We start from the raw sequence: 13,634 nt of genomic DNA, 5'->3' as shown, positions 1-13,634 counted from the left end.
AAAGGTACCACTTTCAAATCGGAGGTATGTAAAATGTTATGGATACCTATAGATCGAGCATTAGATATTCCTTTAAATCGTCAAATCTATCAGCAAATACGGGAAAAAATTTTAAGTGGACAACTTCAGGCAGGAGAAAAATTAGTATCAACACGAGAGCTTTCAGTAGAATTAAAAGTATCAAGAAATGTCATATTAGAAGCTTATGATCAGTTACTTGCCGAAGGATTTTTAATTGCACGAAGAGGAGCTGGTACATTTGTTGCAGAAGGCACATTGTTACCACAACAGACCAAACCTCTTATTACAAATAAAGCAGGAGATCCAATAGTAGGGAAAGAGGTTGTAAACTTACGCTCGGGTATTCCAGCACTCGACTTGTTTCCTCGTAAAACTTGGGCGAGGATAAGTAACCAGCTATGGCACGATAGTGAGTCCTCCATATTAGGATACGGGGTTCCAGAGGGGCGCATAGAATTAAGGCGTACTCTTGCCCACTACTTATTAAGGACAAGGGGCGTTGAATGTCATCCAGAGCAAATTATTATTACATCTGGTGCGACACAGGCAATGATGCTTGTGTCGAGATTATTGCTGTCATCTAATGATATTGCTATTATGGAAGATCCTATAACGAATGATATTCAAACTATCTTTAAAGCTTCTGGTGCTACCATTTATCCGGTACCAGTAGATGATTTCGGGATGAAAACAAGCCTATTACCAGATAATATAGATCCTAAACTTGTCTTTCTAACTCCCTCTCATCAATTTCCTTTAGGAAGTACCTTACCTATTCAGCGTAGAATTCAATTAATTGAGTATGCTAGAAAGAATCATTGCTTTTTAATAGAAGATGATTATGATAGTGAGTTTCGCTACGAAGGGCCACCTGTTAGCTCTTTACAGGGCCTAGATCCAGAGCTAGTTCTCTACATCGGTTCTTTTAGTAAAATTCTCTCTCCCGCATTAAGAATAGGATACATTATCCTTCCAACACAGCTTACTGAAAAATGCCGTCAATTAAAATGGTTTACGGACTTACATACACCTTCCTTAGACCAGCTTATCCTTTCTCGCTTTATACAGGAGGGCTATATGGAAAGACATATCACAAAAATGAAGAAGTTCTATAAAAGCCAACGTGATTTTCTGATTCAATGTTTACAATCCACTTTTTCACATAACATAAAAATATTTGGCTATTCTACAGGTATGCACTTAGTTGCAGAATTTGAGAAGATTGATTTTACCCGAAACTTATTAGTGAAAATAGAACAATTTGGTGTAAAGGTTTACCCAGTAGAGGATCATACAATTAAAAAGGGAAAATATAATAACAGATTGATTATTGGCTATGGTCATTTACAAAAGCATGAAATTGAACTAGGCATCACTAGACTTTTTCAAGCAATTTATCATTAGGAGGATGTCTGTGCTAGCTACTATTGAAAAACAATCAAATTACCATATTGCTACATTCAAACGGCCATTACTATATTCAATAGATGCCGTTTGGGCCGCTATGACTAACAATGAAAACCTACAAAAATGGATGAGTAATTTAGAAATCATTGAGCTACGTAAGAACGGGAAAATACATTTTAATATGAATGATGGAACAGGTAATTTTGAGGAAATAACCATCACAGATTATGTTGAGAAAGAAGTATTAGGATTTGGTTGGGGAACAGATACGGTGAGATTTGAATTATTTTCTACTGAAAAGGGTTCTTTATTGGTATTAGTGGAGACACTTCAAAATCTGACAGAGCATACACCGAAGGATTTAGCAGGATGGCATATTTGTCTTGATATGTTAAAAGATCTACTAAATGGCGTTGACCATCAATATTTCCCAATGGATGAATGGCAGCAAAGATTCAGCGAATACCAAAAAATGCTGAATAGTATAAAGTAAAATAATACAAAAAATCCTAGAGCAGCATTACTCTAGGATTTCTATTATTGATAAAAGGCTGTAGCAATTGCTAGTGCTTTTAAAGGATCTTTGATTGAATCCAGTGTGTAAACAAGCTTTTCATCCTGCCACACAATTAAATTACCTGATTGATAGACATCTAGCTGAGCCATGCCATATTGCCTTGGAATAGGCAGCATGTGGTTTTCTAAATACGCTACTGCCTGCTTAGCAAGTTTGACACCTGCATCAGGATTATCAGTTCGTGTATGAGTGGCAATTGCCCATCGCCCTTCGTTCCAACCAGTCCATAATGAACCAGCGCCTGCATCTTGATAACCTTTTATATTGTAACCAAGATCAACCTCTTGCCCGCCATTTTGATTAAAATTATCAAATGCTATCTGTGTGCTTGCACCTTCCACACTTTTATATTTCTTGACCAGCAATCTTCCAATAACAGTCGCTGATTTCTTTAATCGAATATCGTTAATTGGCATATTCTCTTTGCTCTCATAAAAAATAACTTCAACCTGGTCGCCCTGTGTTCTTGCTGTAGCTGATAAAAATGTACCCTCTGCAATAGGTAACGTTGTTGGCATTTTTATTGGAACATTGAAATGTATCTGCTCCTTTATTTGTTGAAGAGCTTCAGTTGCTTGAACCGTATCAATTTGATCATTATTAGACAGTGCTACAGATGTACTTGTTTCAATCTCATGTTCTTGTGCATTCTTATTTCGTTCAGCACAAGCACTTAAGCTACAAATGCTTAACAATAAAAAGAGAAATACTACCTTTTTCAACATGTTAACCCCCATTTAAGAAATGCCTTCTCTCCATATTTTCCCCTGAAAAAGGTTAACTTAAACGCTTCAGCTATCGAAGTTCATTGATGCGCTTCGTCAGCTCATTAAACTTCTGATCAAGCATGGTGTAGTCCTTATCTTTTACTGTTAGAAAGCTCAGTTTGCCTAAAATCTCTTGTCTTTCCGTTTCAAGCTTTAAACGGAGAGCCGCTGTATCATCCACTTTATTCGGTGTGACTTCTGTCCACTTTTTCTTGATGTGCTGACCGTGAAGCTCCCAAACACTGTTCGTGACTTTTTCTAGAAAGTATCGATCATGTGAAACGACAAGCAATGTTCCATTATATTGAGTAAGAGTATGCTCTAACTGCTCACGAGAAGGTAGATCAAGATGGTTTGTCGGCTCATCTAAAATAAGAACATTTTTATCCTCTAAAATATAAGCCATCAGCTTACACTTTACGCGTTCTCCCATACTCATTTTGCCTATGGGAGATGTCCAATGTGTCAGTGTAAACCCTAAATTCTTCATCAAGTTGCGCACTTTAGCACGCTCTTCAAATGTCTCTTGATAAAAATATTGCTCTGGTGTCTGATCAAGTGGTAAATCAAATACTTCCTGTGTCAGATAACCAATGTTTGCAGCTGGTGATACCCATACTTCACCCTCAGCTTCTAGCTTGCCTAAAAGAACTTTTAAAAAGCTTGTTTTCCCACTTCCATTCTTTCCTGTTATAGCTATCTTATCTCCAAATTGAGCCGTAATATTCACATCGTTAAATAGTATGCGTTCACCAAATTTTAAAGATAAATGCTTGATTTCCAGTAAGCGCTTGCCAACTCGTTGATTCGTGCCTAAAGAAAAACGAATCTCTGCTTCTGGCTCCACTGCTTCCACTCTTGTCTTCGCAAGTTCAGCCTCTAATCGCTTTTTCTTAGATTTCACCTGAGAATCTAAACGCTTTGCTTTCACACGATGGTACTCCTTAAAACCTTCCAGTTTTGTTGACTGGGCGTGGCCCTTTTGTGACCAAGACGTCAGTTCCGACATTTGAGCCTCAATTCGTTCAATGTTTTTTTGCTGCTTCTCGTAGGCACGTTGCTGTGTTAATCGTCGGTGTTCCCTATCAGCCATGTAGCTTGTATAATTGCCATCATGTTCAATCAGGCTTTTTTCCTCAATAGACCAGATTTTTGTGGCAACCTTATCTAAAAAATAGCGATCATGTGATACCACGATGATTGTCCCCTTATAGTTTTGTACTTGTCTGATGAGGAATGCGGTACTTCGTTCATCTAAATGATTCGTTGGTTCATCAAGTAATAAAATTTGAGCATTCTGGGAAAAACCTTCTGCAAGACGCATTTTCAGCTTTTCACCCCCACTTAACGCTGCAAATGACACATTAGGTACCTGCCACTTAGCCAGCAGATCAGCTTCTCTTGCGGATACTTCTAGTTTGTCAAAATGAGCTAGCTCCTGTTCAACAAATGTAATTTTTAAAGCCTGTGCTCCCTGAATTACTCCCATAGTTGGTGATAATGTACCTTGAATCAATTGTAATAATGTCGATTTCCCAGCACCATTCCTCCCTATAATGCCGATGACTTCGCCTTTTTTTACTGTGCCTGTCACATGCTCAAATAACAACATATCCTTTATTTCATAACGTACATCCTGTAATTTTAAAAGTTCCTTCATACTATCCATCCTCTCCAGTTGGAGGGACAAAAAAATCCCTCCAATTCATTTGGAAGGATTAGTCGCTACAATATCATACACAAATAAGCTCCAAAATTATTGTGAAAACAAGCTTTGGAGTAGCTAAATATCGGCAGTGGTTTGCGAATATAAAGCAATTATTATGAAAAATGGGCAGACTAATCCTATTTTTGTTGTTCGTGAAATATAAAATTTCCTATACAAAAATTAAGATTAGTTATTCATTAGCCACCCATCTTCCCTTCATTCATCGTTATCGTCATTGTAACATCATTTTTTTAAAAATAAAACTCCATACCTTGAGCTAAGTCTATCTAAAACATTCATAGGAACGAATTTGGTTTCTAGAAATGGTACGGAAATACCAGCCATATCTTCGACTCCATCTAAAGCCAGCAATGATTTCCCTTCCTACAGCTGTTGGGAAAAACCAAAAACTTCTACCACTATTCATCCAAATATACGTATTTCTAAATAAACAGGAGCGTATACCACTAGAACCTTCTCGCCAAGCAGGAATTGGTGGTGAAAAACCTGGTGGTGTACTCATTGGCATTTGTCCTGCGGGAGGGGGGCCGAAATGAGTTGGCCCAAATGACGTTGTTTCAAAATCATTATAACCTCCCCAACCACCAGGTCTTCTAAAATTATCTTCTCTAAATGGATTATTATACACACAAACCCTCCTTTTACATTATTCAATATATGTAAAAGGGCGATTCACCGTTGAGCCATTGCCCATTTACCAAAGGTAACCTAGTTCCTATTATTGTATAATGGAAGGAAAATCCTTCAAAAAGGAGTACTTATGAAAAAATTATTGATACTCTTATTAGCCCTGCTTATCGCAGGTAGTATGTGGATGCTGCTTGCTAAAAATTCAGTCTCTTCTTCCATAAATATTCAAGCAAAGCTTGCTGATGTGAAAGATTACACATACTACTTAGATAAAGGCAACGATGCCATTGGCAAGAGCATGACGAAGTTAGATTTAGTGATTGTAGAACCTCTTGAAATGCAGCAAAAGTATATCGTCAATGCTCAAAAAAGCGGTACTTTAGTGTACGGCTATATTAATGTGATGGAAGCAGACAAATGGAATACAGCACTCTATCAACAATTAAAGGAAGAAGATTTTTATCGAGACAAACAGGGTGAAAGAATGTATTTTGCCAAATGGGATTCTTTTTTAATGGATTTGACTTCTACGCACTATCAAGACATTTTGCTAGCAGAAATAGAGCAGCAAATTGTTCAGAAAGGCTTAGACGGTGTGTTTTTAGATACGGTTGGTAATATCAATTCCTATTTACCTGAAGATGAACAAAAGTGGCAAAATGAAGCCATGTTATCTTTTATCCAACAAATCAAAAAACGACATCCAAATATATCTGTTGCTCAAAATTGGGGATTTCAAACACTCGCCGATTATACAGCACCATATATTGATTTTATTATGTGGGAGGATTTTTCGTATCCTGTGGTAGGAAAAGATAAATGGTCACTCGATATGATGCAACAGCTTGTCCACATACGCAATAAATTTGGTACACAGGTGATGGCAATTGGTTTTGAAGAAGAATCAAAAAGCCGTGCATTAGCTGAGAAGCATCATTTCAAATTCTTTTACAGTCCTGCTGGTTCTTACTATAATAGCTGGCAATCATCCTTACTTCCCTCTGACAAACGACTGTTTTGAGGGATATTTGTTTAAGAGCTCATCTCAGGGGTAGACTAAAAGAAAATCAGCTTGAGGTGATAGGATTGGATATGACCAATATGTATGAAGAACAAAAACATCAGCATGAAAATCGCTTTCAATATAAGCAGCGTAACATGTGGACTGGGATTTTATTTGGGCTTGGGGTTGTTGCATTTATAGATGAGGTGATTTTTCACCAATTATTACACTGGCATCATTTCTATGATAAGTCTACAGCAGCTATTGGACTAGTTTCAGATGGTTTATTTCATGCATTCAGCTTTTTTGCTACCATTGGATCTGCTTTTTTATTGGCTGATCTAAATAGAAAACATGGGTTTTGGCTAAAAAGATGGCTAGGCGGTATTTTTCTTGGAGCAGGCTCATTTCAGCTTTACGATGGAATTATACAACATAAATTCATGAAACTTCACCAAATTCGTTACAATGTTGAAATACTTCCCTATGATATCGTTTGGAACATATTGGCGGCGCTATTAATAATTATCGGTATTGTCTTACTGCTCCAAACAAATCAAAAAGATCAATAGGAGGTGGCGCATCTTGCATTCTCACGATGTTCATGCTCAAAACTTTCCTATTATGGTTCAGCTTCTACTGGCCTTGCCATTTGTTCTAGCTCTTATAGGCTATATCCTCGCTGTTATTATTTCGAATCAACATAAAAAACAATGGCCTCATTTCCGTACTATCTGTTGGATTGTTGGAAATGTCTGTGCTCTGATTACATTAATCGGCCCATTGGCTGCTCTTAGTCATATTCATTTTGACGCACATATGATAGGACATTTATTGCTTGGCATGCTGGCACCATTACTTATGGCTTTAGCAGCACCAATGACTCTGCTGTTAAGAACCTTACCAGTAAACAGGGCACGTATTCTCTCTCGACTACTAAAAAATCCGTATGTTCGTTTTATTCGTCATCCAATTATTGCATCTATTCTAAATGTAGGAGGCCTATGGTTACTCTATACAACCTCACTTTTCAATTTGATGCATGAACATATACTATTGTATGTATTCATTCATCTCCATATTTTTCTAGCGGGTTATTTGTTTACTATTGCCTTTATTTATATTGATCCTACTCCACATTCATACTCTTATGTTTTTCGATCCCTTACATTAGTAGTAGCATTGGCTGCTCATGCCATATTGGCAAAATTTATTTTTGCAAATCCGCCTCATCATGTACCATCCACTGAGGCAGAACTAGGTGCTAAGATCATGTACTACGGTGGAGATGCTATTGAAATCCTTCTTGTGTATATTCTCTTTTATCAATGGTTTAAAAGCACAAGGAATAGTATTCAACCCAAAGCAGCTACTTCATCACGCTAATCTCGCCCTGTTGATTAGGTTAAATAGGATTGGATAATCTGCCAGTCCTCTAGCTTTTCAGTGAACGTTTTAATATTTTTCCCTGGTATTGGACTTGTTGATGGCATTTTTTTATAGGCTCGTCCTTCTAGAAGCCCTAAGCCAATATGCTTTTTAAAAACCTCAAATGCTTTCGCTCCATTAAAAAGCACTAATTGAATATTAGGGTATTGTTCAAAAAGGGTTTGAAAATCATTGGGCTTTTCATTGCGTATCGCTGCATCTAAACTTCCTTCACGTTCACAAGTTGCAATCGTGTCCCAAAGACCGATTGCATTGTTTTTTAATAAGGCTATTCTCTCTGTATAATCATTTGGAATCGCTATCTGTAATAACTCACCCATAATAGGCCAAAAGTGATTGCGTGGATTGCCATAGTACTGCTGTTTCTCTAACGATTGTTTTCCTGGCATGGATCCAACAATGAGCACCCTTGTTGATGAGTCTACAATTGGTAATAATATATTTTTTAATTCATTGGACACAACAATCACTCCTTTTCTCTATTGTAGCGGAAAATTCGAACCAGTAAGTAAATCTTGGCTTGAAATGAATAAGGGATGTTGGCATAAATGGTTCATTTTATACGACTGCACAATTTTGTAGCCTATACAGTAGCCTATCCAAGGTGGAAGGGCCCCCCCGTATAGAAATGGATGATGTTGTTTGATTCCTTGAAGTTGTAAATTCGGTAAAAAATGATGCTCCCATAAAGCTAAAAGTTCTTTTTCTGAGTAGGATTGTAACCAAGGAGCAATCCACCTTTCTCCGTATAAATCTTTCACCGCATCTTCTGCTAAGCCTTCTAAAATGAGAGAATCCAATAAAGTCATATCATCTAAAGTTTTTTTTAATATGTGTATACGACAAACATGGTTATATTCATGAGCAAATAATGCTTGAAGCTCCTGCTTTTCTAAATCACCCACAAATAAAAAAAGCGAATGAGGATAAGCGACACCATTTTTATTGGTTATCGTTTGCTGCTGAGTAATTGGGAAAATATAAATTGGTATTGATGGGCCATTCCATTTCCTCTGTAAGTATAGGAACTCCTGCTGTACACTGGCCCATACTTTTTGCCTCTTTAATTTTTCAACATCGACTTCCTCATGAGGTAAAAAAAGACCCTGTTGCTGTAATGTATAGTGAATTTCTTCTGGAAGCCCATCTCGAAATAGTTTGACTAATCGACCGCAAAGAATCGAGCATTGTAAGCTTGTTCGCTCATCCTTTCTAGTTGATTTTCTAGCACTTACAAATTCATCTAACCACTTATCCGTTGACACAACTGCCATATTATCACCTCTTCACAGCATATGTCTTGAATAGACAATCGGCTAGTGATAAATGCATCAAATCGCATATATTAGCTTGTAATGACAATGAAAGGAGGGATATGTGTGAATCCAGCTGATGCTTATAGTCTTTGCTGTAAATATCATGGTAAACGTGTTCGAATCTCGGATTCATCTGGTAAAGTACATGTTGGAGAAATCACAAGGGTAGATAGAAGACAGGTATGGATTCTACCTGATAGAAGATATAGTGGTTATGGTTTAGGGTTTTGGGGATTTGGAGGAGAAGGTTTTGGCTATGGAATTGCTCTAGGAACAATTTTAGGTATTGCGCTAGCTCCAATTATTTTCTTCTAATTCAAACCTTTTATTTAAGTGAAAAAGAAGCCATTTCAAACATTCTTGAGATGGCTCATTTTTCATTATTGAACTTGTTCTTGTTGCTGTTTGCTTTCAATCAGCTCGGATATTGTAACAAATGTGTAGCCTTGCTTTTTTAATGCAGGTAGTATTTCTTCTAGTGCTTGAATTGTTTGTGTACGGTTCCCGCCACCATCATGAAATAAAATAACATCTCCAGGCCTTGTTCCCTTCATTACCTTTTGCACAATTTTCCTTACACCAGGCTCTTTCCAATCTTGCGTATCCTGATGCCAGGACCACATTACTACCTTATAGCCGTCCTTAACAGCAGCATTAATCATAGCATCCGTGTAATTTCCACCAACGGGACGGAATAAAATTGGGGAAAAACCAGTAATACTATAAATCGTGTCATTTGTCTGTTGAAGCTCCTCTTGCAATTTTTTGATGGAAACTTTAAATGGATGTGTATACGTATGATTTGCTAATTCATGGCCTTCTGTATAAGAACGTAAAACAAGCTCTGGATATTTTTCTGCATTTTTTCCAATAATAAAAAAGGTGGCTTTTGCATCATATTTTGCTAATAAATCTAGCACAGCAGCTGTGTATTTAGGATGTGGACCATCATCAAAGGTGAGTGCAACAATTTTATCCTCTGTTTTGATATCCCAAACAACTTCACCTGTCTCCTCATAATAAGGACGACCTCTATCTGCGTAGCCTTCCTGCACTAAAAATCCCGAGATGATTAAAAAGAAAACCATAAAAATGAATACGTAATTACGTGTCATAGCATCACCTCCCAAGTCCGAAATCACAGAACTCCGTCAACTTACTATTTACGAATTACCCGGAAATATACTTGTGAAGGATTGTCTGTTTTCTCCTTTTAATTATTTCAAAAAAATTTTAAACGTTCTTTATAATTTTGAACAATATGTGAAAATCTTTGAATAGTACTTTATTTTTTTATTTATTGATGTAAAATTAAATCAAATCTGATATATAACAGTTATTATAAATATATAAATGTTATGCAACACAATAAAGGGGATGACATATATGTGGATTATTACAGTATTTGAAGAAAACACTTATCGCATGTTTGAGTATAGTTCTAAACGTGAGGCAACAAATGCATTACATAAATTTAAAGAAACTGCTTTGCTTTCTTATACAAGATAAGAAAGGATAAAAGGAATCTATTCATTTGAGTAGATTCCTTTTTGTTAAAAAGTACCTCCGATGCTTCCCCTAATTCCTTTCATCCTTATACATCTAGCAACATATTTAGTTTTTTTTTCATGAAAATGTCGAACACCTTGCTAGCCTTCACCATATGTATATAGAGAAAAGGAGTGATTTCAATGGTGACAATTGAACCTATTATGATTAAAGGGCATTTCTTCACTGCAGTAGTTGTTCAATTACCTAAAACAACATTACTAACGATTTCTAATGATACAGGCTACATTATGTGTGGTGCTTTAGATGTCGGCCTATTAAATAGTCGCTTAGTTGATCGAAAAATTATTGCTGGTCGTGCAGTAGGCGTGAAAACAATTGACGAGCTATTAACAGCTCCATTAGAATCTGTAACATATGAAGCAGAACAGCTTGGTATTACAGAAGGAATGACTGGTGTAGAGGCACTTTTAAAAATGATCTAATTGGCTAAAAAAGCGTCAACTAGACGCTTTTCTTTTTTGTTTGCTAACTATTTGAATAAGCAATTTCCCCATTTCCCATACTGTTGGACAAAGGGAGTTGTTAGTATGAATAGTAGGCAACATGTTAAAATACACGCCACATTACTTATTATTGTTTTAATTGTTTTCATCTGGTCTGTTATAAAGCCGTCCTCCTATTTAGATTGGCTAGCTGAAGTTAGTCCTGGAATTGTGGCAATAACAGTCGTTGTTTGCATTTATCATAAATTTCGCTTTACCACATTTTCTTATTTTATTATCGCTCTCTTGTCGATCCTGACATTTATAGGTGGGCATTATACCTATTCGGAAGTCCCTTTTTTTAATTGGATAAAAGATGAATTTCATTTACAACGTAATCACTATGATAGGTTTGGTCATTTTTTAAAAGGTTTATTAGCCATCGTAATAAGGGAAATACTAATCAGGAAAACACCACTTACAAAAGGAGCTTGGCTTACAGGTATTACGATCAGTATTCTGCTCGCAATTGCTGCTTTTTATGAAATCATTGAATGGTTAAGCACAAGAATCTCGAAGGGAAGTAAAGGAGCAAAGGATTTTTTAGGCATGCAGGGAGATAAATGGGATGCACAATGGGACATGTTTTTAGCCTTGCTGGGAGCTATTTTAGCTTTACTTCTATTCACAAAGCTCCATGACAAATTTTTAAAAAGAATAAACAAATCATAAATATTTTTGCATAGCATGATTATATAACCTATGAAAGGTGGTATTAGATGTACTATGCACAGGTCAATCAACAAACACATCATCCATCACGTACTATGATTGTAATCGGCTATGGACAGGTAATGGCTACACCAAGCTCTGTACAATTACAAATTGAAGTCCAAACACAGGGCAACCATGTACAAGGTCCTCAACAGGAAAATGCGGCAATCATGAATGAAGTTATGCAATCACTTATCGCACTTGGTATTCCAAGAGAACAAATTCAAACTGCTAGTTATACAATCACACCACTATATAATTTCGAAGATGGCAAACAAATTTTTAATGGCTATGAAGTAGTCAACGCCATTTCCGTCAACGTTTCGGATACCAATGATTTGGGCTTAATCATTGATACGGCTGTAGAAAATGGGGCAAATCGAATAACCAATATTCAGTTCAAAATGGACCATACCGATGCTTACTATCAGCAAGCATTAAGTTTAGCGCTACAGAATGCTCAATTGAAGGCGAAAACAATAGCAGAAACTATGCACCTGCCTTTGCAGCCACTCCCTGTAGAGATTGTGGAAGAGCAGGCTAACACACCTATCCTTTATCGCTCTATGGCTGTATCCTCGGGAATCACGCCTATAGAACAGGGACAAATTGCTATTGATGCTACTGTTCGTGTGAAATTTCAATACTAAAGTTAGGAGCCTTCCGCTAGTCAAAGTGCAGAAGGCCCTCATTTATTTTACAAGTGTATTTTTTTCAATAAGGATTTCATCATCCTGAGTTTTAATAACCATATCAAAATGTTGGCAATGTGGATGCATAAATAATTCATATTGAATACGTCGCTCATCATGTGATTGTTTTAAATAATTTATATCTGTCCCTCTTTCAAGCACATCACGATCTGATCTTCTTTTAAGTTCTGTAGCCCCATCCGTATAAAAATAAATCTTTAAATCGAATAACTGCGGATCTATAAATGCTACACACATTCCTTCTACTATCGTGATCTGTTTTTTTGAAGAAATTAATGCACTTTTCATATAATGTGTATCGATTGTCATTAAATCGAGTCCTTCTCTTATCATCTGAACATCTCGCTCCAATGATGGTAGATGATGAGCAGCGGGATGACAAGCCGTCATTTTAAAACGATGATGCTCATTTTGATATGTATATTCAAGTATTGATTGTTTGCGAATATCCGAATCCACAATATACGGATCAGTATTTAAATAATTCACTTCATCTTGATCTAAAGCATGTATAAGTTTTTTGGCAAATGTCGTTTTTCCAGCAGCTCCATGACCAGAAATGCCGATTATGATTTTTTTATCAGCTTGTTTAACCCATCTTAAAATTTCTTTTAATATCGTCTCCATCATACTCTCCTTCACTATAAAAGGTATGGCAAGAAACAATTCCTACCATACCACTTAATATTAGCCTTCATTATACGGGGAATCCCATATTCGCTCTATCATTACTCCATTATGCTTAGGGCTTAGTAGAAAAACATCTGGGTTGCTTAAATTTTTCCAACAGTGAAAATCAACATCCTTATCATAATACTTCAATAGCAAAGAGATGATATTGCCATGACTCACAATTAATGTATTATCAACATCCTGAGCAAATGCATCTTTTACAAGGTCTACAATTCGATGCATCGCTTCATTACTGGATTCTCCACCATCATATTTTAAATCCATATCAACAAATGTCGCCTGTAATTTTTCGTACCAATCTGGAAAATCTCTAGTACTTAAAAGCCACTCCGAAAGACGTTCATCAATTTCAATCTTCATACTTTCTCTGCTACTTAATGGTTCAATGGATTGGATTGCTCTTAAGAAAGGGCTAGATACAATTCGATCAATTTTTAGATTCTTGAAAAATTCAGCTAAACTATTTGCTTGCTCTATTCCCTTCTGCGTTAAGGGTGCATCTAGTGATTGTCCTTGTGCTAGACAATGTCTAATAACATAAATTTTCCCCATAAAAACCTC

At 36.6% G+C, this 13,634-nt stretch carries 18 protein-coding genes; 10 read left to right on the top strand and 8 right to left on the bottom strand.

Annotated elements, in window-relative coordinates; all coding sequences use genetic code 11:
* The first annotated feature begins 33 nt into the window (after positions 1-33).
* A complete protein-coding gene (locus ACMGGO_RS00710) occupies positions 34-1,425 on the top strand; it encodes a PLP-dependent aminotransferase family protein (protein ID WP_279493353.1) in 1,392 nt (463 codons plus the stop codon).
* A gap of 4 nt (positions 1,426-1,429) precedes the next feature.
* Positions 1,430-1,921 (top strand): SRPBCC family protein, encoded by a 492-nt coding sequence (locus ACMGGO_RS00705; RefSeq protein ID WP_233436270.1) that lies wholly within the window; start codon positions 1,430-1,432, stop codon positions 1,919-1,921.
* Between the two features lie 44 nt (positions 1,922-1,965).
* Here ACMGGO_RS00705 and ACMGGO_RS00700 read toward each other — a convergent pair whose 3' ends face one another.
* The 3 genes from ACMGGO_RS00700 to ACMGGO_RS00690 form a co-directional block, all read right to left on the bottom strand.
* On the bottom strand, positions 1,966-2,730 hold the full coding sequence (locus tag ACMGGO_RS00700; protein ID WP_231595682.1) for a hypothetical protein: 765 nt from the start codon (positions 2,728-2,730) through the stop codon (positions 1,966-1,968).
* A 70-nt stretch (positions 2,731-2,800) separates the two neighbouring features.
* Positions 2,801-4,432 carry a ribosomal protection-like ABC-F family protein gene (gene abc-f / locus ACMGGO_RS00695; protein WP_257961876.1) on the bottom strand — a complete coding sequence of 544 codons (1,632 nt, stop codon included), beginning with the start codon at positions 4,430-4,432 and terminating at the stop codon, positions 2,801-2,803.
* Between the two features lie 331 nt (positions 4,433-4,763).
* A complete protein-coding gene (locus tag ACMGGO_RS00690; RefSeq protein WP_054549664.1) occupies positions 4,764-5,129 on the bottom strand; it encodes a hypothetical protein in 366 nt (121 codons plus the stop codon).
* A gap of 132 nt (positions 5,130-5,261) precedes the next feature.
* On the opposite strand from ACMGGO_RS00690, the gene ACMGGO_RS00685 reads away from it, so the two are divergent.
* From ACMGGO_RS00685 to ACMGGO_RS00675, 3 genes are all read left to right on the top strand, one after another.
* On the top strand, positions 5,262-6,152 hold the full coding sequence (locus ACMGGO_RS00685) for an endo alpha-1,4 polygalactosaminidase (RefSeq protein WP_054549665.1): 891 nt from the start codon (positions 5,262-5,264) through the stop codon (positions 6,150-6,152).
* Positions 6,153-6,223: 71 nt separating this feature from the next.
* On the top strand, positions 6,224-6,706 hold the full coding sequence (locus tag ACMGGO_RS00680; RefSeq protein WP_196333044.1) for a DUF2243 domain-containing protein: 483 nt from the start codon (positions 6,224-6,226) through the stop codon (positions 6,704-6,706).
* 13 nt (positions 6,707-6,719) lie between these two features.
* Positions 6,720-7,520 (top strand): cytochrome c oxidase assembly protein, encoded by an 801-nt coding sequence (locus ACMGGO_RS00675; RefSeq protein WP_115673128.1) that lies wholly within the window; start codon positions 6,720-6,722, stop codon positions 7,518-7,520.
* Between the two features lie 14 nt (positions 7,521-7,534).
* Here the strand turns inward: ACMGGO_RS00675 and ACMGGO_RS00670 are convergent, their stop codons facing one another.
* Together ACMGGO_RS00670 and ACMGGO_RS00665 are read right to left on the bottom strand one after the other, a co-directional pair.
* A complete protein-coding gene (locus tag ACMGGO_RS00670) occupies positions 7,535-8,044 on the bottom strand; it encodes a DNA-deoxyinosine glycosylase (protein WP_066037962.1) in 510 nt (169 codons plus the stop codon).
* 18 nt (positions 8,045-8,062) lie between these two features.
* A complete protein-coding gene (locus ACMGGO_RS00665; RefSeq protein ID WP_066037961.1) occupies positions 8,063-8,857 on the bottom strand; it encodes a DUF2268 domain-containing protein in 795 nt (264 codons plus the stop codon).
* Positions 8,858-8,962: 105 nt separating this feature from the next.
* On the opposite strand from ACMGGO_RS00665, the gene ACMGGO_RS00660 reads away from it, so the two are divergent.
* A complete protein-coding gene (locus ACMGGO_RS00660) occupies positions 8,963-9,214 on the top strand; it encodes a hypothetical protein (protein ID WP_259950507.1) in 252 nt (83 codons plus the stop codon).
* A gap of 65 nt (positions 9,215-9,279) precedes the next feature.
* Here ACMGGO_RS00660 and ACMGGO_RS00655 read toward each other — a convergent pair whose 3' ends face one another.
* Positions 9,280-10,014 (bottom strand): polysaccharide deacetylase family protein, encoded by a 735-nt coding sequence (locus tag ACMGGO_RS00655; protein WP_259950506.1) that lies wholly within the window; start codon positions 10,012-10,014, stop codon positions 9,280-9,282.
* 271 nt (positions 10,015-10,285) lie between these two features.
* On the opposite strand from ACMGGO_RS00655, the gene ACMGGO_RS00650 reads away from it, so the two are divergent.
* The 4 genes from ACMGGO_RS00650 to ACMGGO_RS00635 all read left to right on the top strand — a co-directional run bounded on the left by ACMGGO_RS00650 (position 10,286) and on the right by ACMGGO_RS00635 (position 12,317).
* Complete coding sequence (locus ACMGGO_RS00650) at positions 10,286-10,408, top strand: hypothetical protein (RefSeq protein WP_004231718.1); 123 nt, start codon at positions 10,286-10,288, stop codon at positions 10,406-10,408.
* Positions 10,409-10,590: 182 nt separating this feature from the next.
* A complete protein-coding gene (locus ACMGGO_RS00645; protein WP_004231716.1) occupies positions 10,591-10,893 on the top strand; it encodes a YunC family protein in 303 nt (100 codons plus the stop codon).
* A 105-nt stretch (positions 10,894-10,998) separates the two neighbouring features.
* A complete protein-coding gene (locus ACMGGO_RS00640) occupies positions 10,999-11,625 on the top strand; it encodes a DUF2238 domain-containing protein (protein WP_103118945.1) in 627 nt (208 codons plus the stop codon).
* Between the two features lie 47 nt (positions 11,626-11,672).
* Positions 11,673-12,317 carry an SIMPL domain-containing protein gene (locus ACMGGO_RS00635; protein ID WP_048394056.1) on the top strand — a complete coding sequence of 215 codons (645 nt, stop codon included), beginning with the start codon at positions 11,673-11,675 and terminating at the stop codon, positions 12,315-12,317.
* A 42-nt stretch (positions 12,318-12,359) separates the two neighbouring features.
* Here the strand turns inward: ACMGGO_RS00635 and ACMGGO_RS00630 are convergent, their stop codons facing one another.
* Both ACMGGO_RS00630 and ACMGGO_RS00625 read right to left on the bottom strand, forming a co-directional pair.
* Entirely contained in the window at positions 12,360-13,007 is a 648-nt protein-coding gene (locus tag ACMGGO_RS00630) for a uridine kinase family protein (RefSeq protein WP_054549670.1), read from the bottom strand.
* Between the two features lie 60 nt (positions 13,008-13,067).
* A complete protein-coding gene (locus ACMGGO_RS00625; protein WP_054549671.1) occupies positions 13,068-13,625 on the bottom strand; it encodes a histidine phosphatase family protein in 558 nt (185 codons plus the stop codon).
* Positions 13,626-13,634: the final 9 nt, after the last annotated feature.

Origin of the sequence: Lysinibacillus sp. BNK-21 (assembly GCF_048684915.1) — a bacterium.
GTDB classification, from domain to species: domain Bacteria; phylum Bacillota; class Bacilli; order Bacillales_A; family Planococcaceae; genus Lysinibacillus; species Lysinibacillus capsici.
Note: the sequence above shows the minus strand (reverse complement) of the source record. Positions and strands in the feature narration are given on the sequence as shown.

What these genes read in the sequence shown, in the direction of transcription:
- ACMGGO_RS00665 (WP_066037961.1), bottom strand. Translation starts at nt 8,857, where the DNA reads ATGGCAGTTGTGTCAACGGATAAGTGGTTAGATGAATTTGTAAGTGCT.
- ACMGGO_RS00680 (WP_196333044.1), top strand. Translation starts at nt 6,224, where the DNA reads ATGACCAATATGTATGAAGAACAAAAACATCAGCATGAAAATCGCTTT.
- ACMGGO_RS00645 (WP_004231716.1), top strand. Translation starts at nt 10,591, where the DNA reads ATGGTGACAATTGAACCTATTATGATTAAAGGGCATTTCTTCACTGCA.
- ACMGGO_RS00635 (WP_048394056.1), top strand. Translation starts at nt 11,673, where the DNA reads ATGTACTATGCACAGGTCAATCAACAAACACATCATCCATCACGTACT.
- ACMGGO_RS00710 (WP_279493353.1), top strand. Translation starts at nt 34, where the DNA reads ATGTTATGGATACCTATAGATCGAGCATTAGATATTCCTTTAAATCGT.
- ACMGGO_RS00705 (WP_233436270.1), top strand. Translation starts at nt 1,430, where the DNA reads ATGTCTGTGCTAGCTACTATTGAAAAACAATCAAATTACCATATTGCT.
- ACMGGO_RS00650 (WP_004231718.1), top strand. Translation starts at nt 10,286, where the DNA reads ATGTGGATTATTACAGTATTTGAAGAAAACACTTATCGCATGTTTGAG.
- ACMGGO_RS00685 (WP_054549665.1), top strand. Translation starts at nt 5,262, where the DNA reads ATGAAAAAATTATTGATACTCTTATTAGCCCTGCTTATCGCAGGTAGT.
- abc-f (WP_257961876.1), bottom strand. Translation starts at nt 4,432, where the DNA reads ATGAAGGAACTTTTAAAATTACAGGATGTACGTTATGAAATAAAGGAT.
- ACMGGO_RS00630 (WP_054549670.1), bottom strand. Translation starts at nt 13,007, where the DNA reads ATGGAGACGATATTAAAAGAAATTTTAAGATGGGTTAAACAAGCTGAT.
- ACMGGO_RS00640 (WP_103118945.1), top strand. Translation starts at nt 10,999, where the DNA reads ATGAATAGTAGGCAACATGTTAAAATACACGCCACATTACTTATTATT.
- ACMGGO_RS00700 (WP_231595682.1), bottom strand. Translation starts at nt 2,730, where the DNA reads ATGTTGAAAAAGGTAGTATTTCTCTTTTTATTGTTAAGCATTTGTAGC.
- ACMGGO_RS00625 (WP_054549671.1), bottom strand. Translation starts at nt 13,625, where the DNA reads ATGGGGAAAATTTATGTTATTAGACATTGTCTAGCACAAGGACAATCA.
- ACMGGO_RS00655 (WP_259950506.1), bottom strand. Translation starts at nt 10,014, where the DNA reads ATGACACGTAATTACGTATTCATTTTTATGGTTTTCTTTTTAATCATC.